Below are 11,701 nucleotides of genomic sequence, written 5' to 3'. Positions count from 1 at the left end.
CTATGACCAGTGCTTGGTTACATGGACAAAGGACTAAATTTCAAAAACTTGATTCCTATATTTGTCGTAGTCAAGAAAAAAATAGAAATGAGAAACGTCATAGTAATTTCTGGATAGGTTTATATGGTCAAAATTGGATAGTCGCTTGGCATGAGTGTCAAGCATGGGTCGAGGAACTGGTCGGTTTCAGTCGCAATAAGCAAGCATATTATCAGCGAGGTTTAAGGGCTATGAAGCTTATACAGCAAGCTCTTTAACTCGCTTGTCGCCCCTTGAAATCAGCGAGATTAAGCGTCTACCATCAGCACGAGTAGATTCCAGATTATAGCCACCTGTCTTGCAATCTTTAAACATAGCTTCAATGCCACTGCGTAACTTAAATGCTTTAATCGCATCGGCAAGACTATCAAGGTTAGTCAATAAAAACCAGCCAGCAGGCTCGACTTTTCCACGATATTTACGTTTGTAATATCCAGCCAGATTAAATTTAGCAAAACCTGATTGTTTTGTCGCTTGAACATCCGAAAGAAAAAACGAAATACCAGGAGTTAATCCCAAAGATTGTAACCGTTGGTATGACTGATTTTCTTGGCGAATGTAAGTGCCTTGCTTTTGACGTAGCACAAAGCTGATTTCCTTGCTGTGTAACCAATTGGCCAGCTTGATGCTATGAAACTCCCTATCTCCTAGCACCAATATTCGATATTGCTTAAACAACCGCAACAACGGTCTAATTAACTTTTTCTGCTCCCTAAAATTACTGCATCCCCTTTTCGGTAGCAACAGCCAATAAACTGGAATCGCTCTTTTCTGTTCTATCAAACTGATTACAAACACATTCTCTGAGCGCCACTGTGTTCTATCAATGGCGAACACCAGTTGTTTCTTACTCGCTTTGCGGCTATTTTTTACCCATCTTTTTATTAACGGAAACCACAGATATTCTATGGATAACTGCGGCAGCAATAAAAATCTTTGAATACTTCGTCTGCGGCTTTCAAACAGTATTGGTTGTGGAAACACAGATGCAAGTTTCTCAATTGTCACTGTTTTATGGAATTGTAACAGCATTATCAAGATTTCTAGCATCTTGTACTGTGCGGGTGTTAGTAGATTTTGAAAGCAGTTTTGGTAGAATTTAGGTAACATTATCATTTGATAGGTCTTGTTGAGAATAACTGACCTATCTTTTTCTACCTCAAAATCGTCACACTCTTTTATTTTCGTCGTTTCCGCCTCTTGGTCACCCCTTCAGGTAAAAGGGACTGGGGATTGGGTATTGGGTTACAAATCGCTCATATTCTGGTGGGGCTTTGACCCACCACCAAATTTCATCGAAATTTTTCACAGACCCAGTAGCCAAGCTTTGCAATAGAGATGCACAGCATTGGCGCTGAAAACTGTTAATACGGCTCGGCTGTGACAACTATTAGTAAGAAATTTTCGGCTAATTTTCTTACTTTTAGGCTTTTGGGAGCATCGTTACTATCAGCTGGCGATCGCCATCTGAGCGCGAGATATAGCTTATATCGCTGTTTAATCGTACTTTCTACACGTCTTTCTATACCATATTCTATACGTATTCTCTTTTGCCAGATGTACTAAATGAGCTAAATATATACGCTTTCTATACCATCGTCTGTACCGCTTCATATCAGAAATCGCTCTTCGCAGGTCGCAGGTAATTATTTGTCCGCAGTGCGATCGCGCTGTGTTTGGGGTGGGTTATACCAATTCGCAAGTCGCAAGTCGCAGGTAATTGTGCTTGGGTTAGCTGTGAATGGCACTTCAACATCTGGCGTGGCGGTCAGTTTATGGTTTCAACACTTGCGATCGCTGCCTTCAATTACTGAATTAAAAGTATAAATTTATACAAAATAAAGTAGAAGTATTTTAAGTATGTTTTAATCGTAGTTTATATCGGATAAAAGATAATATATCCTTATTTTGTATTCAGTGTCGGGTATGATGGTTGAAGTCGCAAGTCGGAGGTCGCAAGTCGCAAGTAAGAAGTGGAGTAAGCATAATTGTGGATAAAAATGTTGGTGTCACTGAAAGAAAGCATAAGATGAGCAACTTGCTCACTTTATGCTTTCATACGCGTGTTGCTCAACTTATGATTACAGTGATGGTTGAGGTCGGAAGTAGGAAGTCGGAGGTACAGTTTTGTAATGGGGATGCGCGACCCCACTACAAAACTTGCGGCTTTGAGAGCCGCTTCCTTAAAGCCACAGAATGTTGTTTATGTTTCTTTATTCTTACTTGCGACTTGCGACTTACGACTTGCGACTTCTTTAAGTACAGTGGATGTAAGTATGCATAAAGATATTAGTATTACTGACAGGACTAAAGCGTTTGCGGTCAGAATTATCAAGGCTTGTAGCTTTCTTGATGAAAAACCGGGTGTTTGTCGTACGTTATCAAAGCAACTGTTGCGTTCTGGTACGAGTATTGGTGCTAACGTGCATGAATCTCGTTCGGCTCAGTCTGATAAAGATTTTTTGCATAAAATGGAAATTGCTTTGAAAGAAGCGCGCGAAACTGAGTATTGGCTAGAGATTTTGATTGAATCTGAAGTTGTTGAGAAAGATAAATTTGATTCGTTGCTTTTTGAAACTAAGGAAATAGTGAGGATACTTATTGCTTCTACGCGCAAAATTAAGAATAGATTAAATGAGAATAAATTTTCCAAGTTCGATGCCACAGAGCGCAACTGAAACCTGAGTTATTTAACTCAAAAGCCAGTTACCGATCGCTATTTTATACTTGCGACTTGCGACCTGCGACCTGCGACTTCTTTCCTCTTCTTATTTATGGCAAAATTAACGATTCAAATACCGGATGAACTAGCTCAACGTTTAGAACCTCTGCAAAACCGATTACCTGAATTGCTTTGGCGATTGCTAGATATTGAGCCAGGGCAAACAGCACAACAACCTCAAGTTAGTGCAGAGACTATAAATATTCCAGAAGTTTATATTGAAGTACTAGATTTTTTACTTAAGCGCCCAACACCAGAAGAAATTATTGCTTTTAAAGTCTCCGAACTTGCACAAAGAAGGTTGCAAGCATTATTAGAAAGAAACCGTTCTGGTTTACTCACTTCAATAGAAACAGCAGAATTAGATGTTTACGAACAATTAGAACATCTAATGATTCTGCTCAAGGCCCGCGCTATGGAAAAGTAACAGATAAAATGGCATCTACTTCAATTCCAACAGAACTAAGGAAGCTTGTCGTTAGTAGAGCTAATGGACGCTGTGAATATTGTTTAATGCAACAGGATTATTCAATATATACCCATGAAGTCGATCATATTATAGCTGTAAAACATGGTGGTGAAACTGTGGCAGAAAATTTAGCACTTTCATGCTTATCATGCAATCGTCATAAAGGTTCTGATTTCGCTACTATCGATGCAGCTACTGGAGAAATTGTCCCTTTGTTTAACCCGCGTCGCCAAGTTTGGGATGAACATTTCTATTTTGAAGATGCAAGAATTGAGGGTAAGACTCAGATTGGACAAGCAACTGCAAGGTTGCTTCAGTTTAATCTTACTAATCGATTGCTTCAACGACAAGTGTTAATGAGCCAACAAAAATATCCGTAAATCCAATTTGAGATAATATGATTATCAAAAATAATTTGATGAAAGATACTTAATTGATAACAATGAATCACAATGTAAATTCTTTACCTCCAATCAAACTCATTCCTCTTGAAGATAAAACTGATAGAGGAGAAGAACGAGCAAGAACAAATAGACCGATAAAAATAGCTGTACCAACTGATATAAGGTGGGTAAAAGTATTGGAGTTCTTACGCAGTAATAACCTTTCACTCAACAGTCGCAAGCTTTATGAACGCGAACTCAAACGGTTTTTGGGCTGGAGTGAATTACATTATCACGAACTGCGCCCGCGGCATTTTGGGCAATACAAAGAATATTTAATGTCAGAAGTTCAGACAGATGCAGGTAAACCCTTGTCTAAAAGCAGTATCAATGCTGGTCTTGCTGCGATTAAAAGTTTTTTCAAGTGGTTGACTCTGACTTACCCGGAGTTGCTAGCAAGCAATCCGACAATCGGGGTGAAACTGGAAAAAATTCCCTTGCCACCAGCCCAAAGTTTAACCCCAGAACAGATGGAGAGGGTGTGGGTAGCATTGGAGTTGCTAGGAGAGACAAAACTTAGAGATACAGCACTGGTACATATTCTCAGTCATGGATTGAGGGCAGGGGAAATAGTGGAGTTAAATGTCGGGTCATTTGATGGCAAGCTGTTGTTTTTGCCAGACACAAAAACGAATGAACCACGCTTAGTGCCATTGAAGAAAGAGAGCCGCGACGTGTTAGAAGGGTATTTGCGATCGCGTACTGAATCTGGGGAAAAGTTGACCAACCTTAGCCCATTGATGATTTCACACCATGCCTCATATAAGGGCGAACGCTTGAGTTACCACGGCATTTACTTTGCTGTGGAGAAAATTGGAGAAATTGCAGGCATTGAAGATTTACACCCCCATTCATTTCGTCACACCTATGCTACAGACTTATTACTGTTGGGTGTTGACCCAACTCATGCACGGAAGCTGACAGGACATCAATCTGATAGAGCATTTCGACGCTATACACTCAGGAGCGAACAACAAGCTGCGATCGCTGCTTATTACCGTGCCATTGGAGAAGAGGAAGTGGAGTAGATTTTAGAAGTCGCAAGTCGCAAGTCGAAAGTACAGTTTTGTAAGGAGGATGTGCGACACTGCAAACACCTACTTGCGGCTTGTTAGAAGCCGGAGACATCAACCCGCCTAAGTTTGTTAAAAAAGCTAACTTAACTATTGTTTTTACAGTTGAAAATTATGAGTCGCCCTCGAATAATTCAACCGGGACAAAGCTATACCTTTAGTAAATATTTTGAACTTCCCTTCTCTCCAGAAGATATTCTAGTGGAACTAGGACGCACTTATGAACGCGAACAATTGCAATTACCAAAAGTAGAGATTATACCTAACAGAGTTGAAGAATTACAGCGAGTGATTGAGCGCAATCTTCGACGAGTCAAGTTGCTAAGTGAAGATGCACGCAAGCAAGCAATTATTGCACCTATACTATTAGAGGTCTGCGAAATTGCTCAAACTCAATTGAATATTGAGTATCCGATTAATGTTAGCGACCAATTAAAAGGAAGTTTAGATTACTACATTGATAAAGGTCAAAGCTTGTTAGTGATTGAAGCCAAACAAGCAGATTTGAGCAGAGGATTTATACAATTAGCCGTGGAGTTGATTGCACTTGATCAATGGATAAATTCAGATAACCCTATTCTTTATGGGGCAGTAACAACTGGTGAAGATTGGCGATTTGCAACATATTCTCGTCAAGAAAAACGGATAACTGAAGATTTTAAATTATATCGAGTTCCTGAAGAGCTAACTCTATTAATAAAAATTTTGGTTGGCATACTGACTAATTAAAGAAGTCACAAGTCACAAGTCGCAAGTTGCTCTTCGCAAGTCACAAGTAATTGTTTTGTTATTAAACCTATGAAAATATGTTTATTCTCTATTCGGAGTTAAACAATTAATTCTCGCTTGCCGCCTCTATCCTCCTGCCGTTGGATTTGCTGCCATTTAACCTCTGTTTAATTGTGCAGGTAGAAACAACTCAGTTGAAGTCGCAAATACAGTTTTGCTCTGGGGGATGCGCGATCCCACAAACACATACTAGCTTCCTCTCAGGAAGCTAGGGACTTAAACCTACGGAATGTTGTTAAAGGTATTATACAAATGCCCAAACCACTAGACCCAAAGTGTCAGTTGTGTGCTAAGTTACCAACTGCGAAAGCGAAAGTGCTGCACGGAGCTTCTGGAGATGGATGTTGGAATCCAAATGTCTGCCATAATCGTCGTTCGTTTTACCGCCGTCGAACTAAAGATGATTCGCTAGAAATTGAAGCGATCGCTGTTGAACCACCAGCAACATATTTTGCAGTGCTGTATTTATATAAAGAACCGGGAGATAAGCCATTACACGCCTTGGGAGCAGAACTGTGGCTTGGACAACAACCAATTTGTCGCCTGGAACCCATTCACTGCTTTGGGCTAACGGCTGGTAAGATTCGTGCTTACACCGATCAAGTATTGCAGGCATTTGCTAAACAATATAGTGTCACACTATATCAGTATAAAGATATGTTCGAGATTAGTCCTACTCACTGCCTAGTGCGTCCCTGTCCATTGCATCCACAATCATGACCGTGTATCGCCAGTTAACAATTTGGGATATCTTGGATGAAATGTCGGAAGCTCCACCAACCTCTTCACTTGCCTCGGTGTGGCAATGTTTGGATACCGAGTTAGAGGATTTACCAATAGAAGCACAATTATCAACCGCTGCCGCAGCGTTTTACCAAATTGCAGGTATCCTGCTTTCTCGTGCAGAAATTTTGTTACAAGATGTACAAGCTGACAACGATACTGAGGGGCCAGTTATCAGTACGGTTATCTTTGCAGGTTTGGTAAGAACAACCATGCAGCTAGATTTGGATGACTTAATCGAAGAACCTCCTGTGCAAACTTTTAGACCGCATGGGGCGCATCAGTTTTCTAATACTGTCCAAAATAATGATTCAGTAGCAGCACCTGTTGAAAAAGCGAACGTCCTAGCATTGCTAGATGAAGTAACGACTTTAGAAGATGTTCGCAACTTAGCAAGCGATGAAGATGTGCAAAAATGGACTGCTGCGATCGCGCAATGTCTGACACAAATTGAAGATGAGATTTGTTTAGCGAAACTGCAACGGATTTTAAAGATGCCGATGGTGGAAGTCTGGTTGGGATTGTTGCTAGGTGGTTTTACGCTACAACAGCGGGGAGATTTTTATAGCGAGCGCAACGTTTGGGTTATTACAAACAATATTTGAAAAGTTAATTCTTGATAAATATTTTTTTGTCTTAACACTGACTCAAATCTCGAACAGATTATTTAATAATATTTATAATTCTTCAAATTGGCAGATAACCTCATTAATTAAATACAAAAGTTACTCAAATAATTTATGAAAATTAAATATGAATTTGCGGTTATTACTTAACTAAAAAACTCAAGTACTTTACGTATAAATTCGCAGGTACAAAACCAGCATTAAAGTGTATAAAGTTACAAGTGGCACTGCTCAAGCGCGTCTAAGGCCCTTACCAGTAATCAAATGCAAGCGCGGTAGCTACCTCAAAAGCAAGGTATTTTTGGCTTGTTCGCTCAAACAACTAAGTCCAAGCCAAAGCATACAAGTAACTCCAAATACACCGTTATCAGGAAAATTTCATGAGCCAAAGCTTAATTACGCAGGAATTCGGGATTATCATTGCCGCTAAAAATCATAAACCTACTATTCTGAATCCAGATTTTCTCAAATACAGTGGTATTGTCCCGGATAATTGGGAATTGGCGCGTCAACCAATATATAGCCAAAGCGTATCCCAAGTTGCTTTCACTAACGGTGTTGCTATAATCGCTGAACCGACGCGAGTCATTTTTGTAGAAGCGATTGAAGCAAAAGCAGTAAAAGAAATTAGCATTCCAGAGATTGCTCGCAAATACGCACAAACTTTGCCAAATGTAGAATATGAAGCAGTGGGCATCAACCCAAGAAGCTACATCAACTTTTCGCAGCAGCAAGATGCAAGTAAATATATTAGCGAAACACTATTATGCTCAGGGGAATGGCAAGAAGTTGGTAAAGCAAAAGTACGTGCATCACTGAATTTAGCTTATACGCTAGAACGCAGTCCTTTTTATCTCACCATTAATGAAGCTGCAATACGTCAAGAGGACGAAACTACAACTCCAATCGTCATGTTCAATGGCAGCTTCAGTTACGAATTGACAGGAGAAAACACAGGTGAACGTCTCAATCATCTGCAACAAGTTATTGATAATTGGCAGCTAGACTTAGAAATTTATCAAGAGATTATTAGTAGCAAATTTCTGACTATGAAATCTGATGCGTCTACACTTCCTGTGTTGGCTGTGGGTGCTGCTGCATAGTGAAATCTCAAATTGTCAGAATTCAAAAGCCAGAATTGGGAAGCCAATTCAATTCAAAAAAGCTCAGAATCTTGAAGAAATTTGGATTGGATCTAGGTTTTAAGGTTTAAATCTATTGCCTAATTTTAGAGAATTGTATTGCTCCAGGGAGCCATTCCTGTGGTGGGGGGTATGACGAAATACGTGCAAAATGACCCACGTTGTAAACTTTTGTAACGTAGACATCTCAAAACTCTTGATTATTCGATGTTTCAACATCCAACTTCAGTATGTCTTCAGAGCCAAACATTCCCTAAAACAATCATAAATGGGCAAGTTTGATGGAGTGGCAAGGGTGAAAAGTCGATTCTACGGTCATGAATGTAAAAAGCTTCTTTATCATTTTTGGGCAAGTTAGTAAATCGAGAAAGTGCTTTCTGTAATTTTTATTTACAACGTGTGCCAATTTACACGTATTTCGTCATGACCCCTGGTGGGCAGCAGTTTTCATGGCATTTCCTACCTTACAGGAAGGCGTTCCACCTACAACGGTAGAACTTCAAGGGGCGACTATATGCCTGCCGAAGGGGCGCTTGCATTTGATTGTTGATAAAAGCTCATACCAATTCGCGTATGAGCGTCCTTCGGGGGAATACGCTACATGAGCGTCTTGCAAAATGGCGCTCGTGTAGCGTAGCGTCTCCCGCCACTTGATGCCAGTCCGCTCAAGTCGGGAGACCATGCACGGCAGTTTCTCATGGGGGAAACCCCTGTGTACCCGTCAGTGGCTTCCCTTGGAAAATGTCAGATACAGCAGGTTTTCAGAACAGAGCATCTGTTTTATGATTTGGGTGAATTGGTATTAGCTGTTATCTCTATTTGAGATAGCAGTAGTTCAACTATTTTTACTGAAAAGATAATTAGATTTCGCAATTATAGTGACTAATATTTGATTTATTTACTGCGATCAATTCTTGAAAAATATCTACACAAATAACAATTGTGGTGAGAATTGGCAGTTTGCGATCTAGAAACTGAACGAACCATCAAAATTACTAGCGTCAGGGTGAAAGCAATGGTCAGTCAAGATAATTTTGGTAGTAAAAATACATCCGACAATAACGGTGGATTATTACCACCATCGCTACTAGAAAGCGCCTCGCTGGATGATAATTCTGACTTAATAGAACTACGCAAATCTTTTAGGTTTACTAATAGCTCTGACCCCTTTGCTAAACTGACAGAACCCCAGAATAAATCAGATATTAGCGTTCCCACGAGCAAAACTGCCAAATCCTCTTCAGTTTCATTAACAAACCCGGTAAATCTTGTTAGCTCTGATGAAAGTTCGTCTAATAACAATCCAGGGCAAAATCTTTTAGTACCCATTCAATCGAAAACCACAAAGGTTGACAGTACAAATAAAGACCTTTTGACAGGTGAGAAAAATAATACACAGTTAGTAGGGGCTACAGCATTTGACCCACTTCTAGGAACTGTCAATAATTCTTTATCTACACTGTCACTACTTCCCGATATTTTACCACCGACCCTCTCCGCAACAATCCTGCCACTCGATTTAATACCAGGGTCGCCGCAAGCGAGACTCGTTGGCATTGTTAATGGCACTGGTTCGGCAATCGCATCGCTAACAGTTCAGTTTGATAACTTGGCAGCTGGCCCAGTCTCAGTTAGCCCACTAGGAGCTTTCGATCGAGTACTCGATTTCACCGGACTTAATGACGGACCTCACACCTTAACTGTAAAAGCTACAGATGCTGCGGGTAACGCTTCTTTTGCAAGCTTTTCTCTAACACTTAATCTTTCTGCGACACCGCCTGCGATTTTGGCAGCTTTAGCCCGCGATACAGCCCCTGGCGGTACAACGAATACCGATACCATTACCTTCGACCCGACTACCACAGGCACGGTTAGAGTTAGCAATCGCGGTCTATTTATCCACGCTCTGACAGAATCTACCCCAATTGTGAGCGCGATCGCAAATGTCTCGATTACTGAAACTAATTATATTACTTGTTTAAAAGCAGGGTTTGATAACATTAATGTTAATAATTATACAGATGTCCTAGCTGATTTGCGCTCAGACGGAAGCTTTACATTTAACCGCAGTCGCTTAGATACAATTTATGGCAGTTCGTTACCAGACGGTCATCATACTCTGCATTTGTTGGCAACTGATAAATACGGTGTAACCAGTAACTTTGATATCTCTTTTACACTTGATAGCGCTACAGCCGTACCTATCCTCAACCTCTCAGCAAGCAGCGATAGCGGTGTCAGTAATAGCGATCGCATTACCCTTGACACCACCCCAACAATTATTGGCACGGCAGAAGCTCTTGCAAAAGTCCAACTGTTTAACAACGGTCAACTCAAAGGACAGACAACTGCAAATTCAGATGGCACTTGGCAAATCACAACATCAGAATTAACTGATGGGATGTATCAATTAAATGCTACTGCTACAGATATTGCAGGTAACACCAGTACGTCTGCTAATTTAAAAGTTACGATAGACAGTGCTTTGCCGCAAGTAAATTTAACTACTCCTGTCAATCAATCTAATTTGCGTTTGGGAGACAAACTCACTGGTAGTGTTGACGGCACTGGTAGCGCGATTACTGCGTTAAGCTATCGCTTTAACAATCTTCAAGAAATACCTTTAAACTTTAGTTCTACAGGCGGCTTTGACCAAACTTTAGACTTTACTGGTCTGAGCAATGGAGAGCATACTTTAACAATTAAGGCTACTGATACTGCTGGTAATATTAAAACAATTCAATACACTGTAACAGTAATTATTGACAAGGATGCACCAGTTATTATTGCGACTTTGCAGCGCGATACTGCCCCAAACAACACGACTAATAGCGACAGAATTACCTTTGACCCGACAATTACGGGTACTGTCACTGACGTTAGCCAAATAGTCAGCTTCCGTGCTGGTTTGAACGATACCAATATTGCAAACTTTGTTAATATCCTGCCACAGCGGCAAGCTAATGGTAGTTTTAGCTTTAGCCGCACGCAATTAGAACAAATCTATGGCGGAACGTTAAGCGATGCCCAGTACGTACTGCGCTTGCAAGCAGTAGACGCTTACGGTAATACTTCTAGCGTATTTGCTGTTGCCTTTACATTAGATACTACTACACCCGCACCAACTCTCGAATTGTCAACAGCTAGCGATTCTGGATTTAGTAATAGCGATCGCCTGACTAACGATGCGACTCCGACAATTGTTGGCACTGCCGAAGCTCTTGCAACCGTACAATTATTCAGTCAGGGCCAGCAAATCGGACAAACTACTGCCAATACTGATGGGACTTGGCAAATAACTACTTCCGAGTTGACTGATGGCATTCATTCACTGAATGCTAGTGTTACTGATTTCAAGGGGCGACAAACGCCTCTAAACCTAGCCAGATAAAGGTTTGAGAGGCACAGACCCCTTAACAAATGTGGGTACTTATTGAGAATGAACTGTACAGTTATTAAGCAGCTACCTGTATGGTACAGTTTAATGGTAAAAAAGAACGGTCTCGTAATTTAATTAAGACCGTCGTCATAATGCTGGCATCATTCTACCAAAACTTTTTAGAAAAATACCTAAATAAAGCACAGTTAATCACTCTGAAAATGTTGGTGTGGTTG

The 11,701-nt window shown here is 40.6% G+C and carries 12 protein-coding genes and 1 pseudogene; 12 read left to right on the top strand and 1 reads right to left on the bottom strand.

Features of this window, described 5'->3' with window-relative positions; translation table 11 throughout:
• A pseudogene (locus I8752_RS29515) lies at window positions 1-257 on the top strand (IS4 family transposase); the annotation flags it as partial.
• Here I8752_RS29515 and I8752_RS29510 read toward each other — a convergent pair.
• Window positions 238-1,071, bottom strand: coding sequence for an IS4 family transposase (locus I8752_RS29510; protein WP_225895987.1), 834 nt, complete (start codon window positions 1,069-1,071; stop codon window positions 238-240). The pseudogene I8752_RS29515 and the gene I8752_RS29510 sit on opposite strands and share 20 nt — an antisense overlap.
• Before the next feature lie 618 nt (window positions 1,072-1,689).
• On the opposite strand from I8752_RS29510, the gene I8752_RS29505 reads away from it, so the two are divergent.
• The 11 genes from I8752_RS29505 (at window position 1,690) to I8752_RS29455 (ending at window position 11,477) form a co-directional block, all read left to right on the top strand.
• Window positions 1,690-1,866 carry a hypothetical protein gene (locus tag I8752_RS29505; protein WP_214435767.1) on the top strand — a complete coding sequence of 59 codons (177 nt, stop codon included), beginning with the start codon at window positions 1,690-1,692 and terminating at the stop codon, window positions 1,864-1,866.
• 449 nt (window positions 1,867-2,315) lie between these two features.
• Complete coding sequence (locus tag I8752_RS29500; RefSeq protein ID WP_214435768.1) at window positions 2,316-2,717, top strand: four helix bundle protein; 402 nt, start codon at window positions 2,316-2,318, stop codon at window positions 2,715-2,717.
• A 96-nt stretch (window positions 2,718-2,813) separates the two neighbouring features.
• Window positions 2,814-3,188 carry a hypothetical protein gene (locus tag I8752_RS29495; protein ID WP_214435766.1) on the top strand — a complete coding sequence of 125 codons (375 nt, stop codon included), beginning with the start codon at window positions 2,814-2,816 and terminating at the stop codon, window positions 3,186-3,188.
• Between the two features lie 8 nt (window positions 3,189-3,196).
• Window positions 3,197-3,610: an HNH endonuclease gene (locus I8752_RS29490; protein ID WP_214435765.1), complete on the top strand. Its 414-nt coding sequence runs from the start codon at window positions 3,197-3,199 to the stop codon at window positions 3,608-3,610.
• A 62-nt stretch (window positions 3,611-3,672) separates the two neighbouring features.
• Window positions 3,673-4,701, top strand: coding sequence for a tyrosine-type recombinase/integrase (locus I8752_RS29485; protein ID WP_214435764.1), 1,029 nt, complete (start codon window positions 3,673-3,675; stop codon window positions 4,699-4,701).
• 159 nt (window positions 4,702-4,860) lie between these two features.
• Window positions 4,861-5,475: a hypothetical protein gene (locus I8752_RS29480; protein ID WP_214435763.1), complete on the top strand. Its 615-nt coding sequence runs from the start codon at window positions 4,861-4,863 to the stop codon at window positions 5,473-5,475.
• 312 nt (window positions 5,476-5,787) lie between these two features.
• Complete coding sequence (locus I8752_RS29475) at window positions 5,788-6,255, top strand: hypothetical protein (RefSeq protein ID WP_214435762.1); 468 nt, start codon at window positions 5,788-5,790, stop codon at window positions 6,253-6,255.
• Entirely contained in the window at window positions 6,252-6,923 is a 672-nt protein-coding gene (locus I8752_RS29470; protein ID WP_214435761.1) for a hypothetical protein, read from the top strand. Before I8752_RS29475 ends, I8752_RS29470 begins: the two co-directional genes overlap by 4 nt.
• Window positions 6,924-7,324: 401 nt before the next feature.
• Complete coding sequence (locus tag I8752_RS29465) at window positions 7,325-8,047, top strand: hypothetical protein (protein WP_214435760.1); 723 nt, start codon at window positions 7,325-7,327, stop codon at window positions 8,045-8,047.
• 488 nt (window positions 8,048-8,535) lie between these two features.
• On the top strand, window positions 8,536-8,691 hold the full coding sequence (locus tag I8752_RS29460; protein ID WP_214435759.1) for a hypothetical protein: 156 nt from the start codon (window positions 8,536-8,538) through the stop codon (window positions 8,689-8,691).
• Between the two features lie 347 nt (window positions 8,692-9,038).
• A complete protein-coding gene (locus I8752_RS29455; protein ID WP_214435758.1) occupies window positions 9,039-11,477 on the top strand; it encodes an Ig-like domain-containing protein in 2,439 nt (812 codons plus the stop codon).
• The last annotated feature ends 224 nt before the right edge of the window (window positions 11,478-11,701 follow it).

The sequence above is a fragment of the Dendronalium phyllosphericum CENA369 genome (assembly GCF_016056275.1).
Taxonomy (GTDB): Bacteria; Cyanobacteriota; Cyanobacteriia; order Cyanobacteriales; family Nostocaceae; genus Dendronalium; species Dendronalium phyllosphericum.
This window is presented reverse-complemented; position numbering and strand designations above follow the sequence as displayed.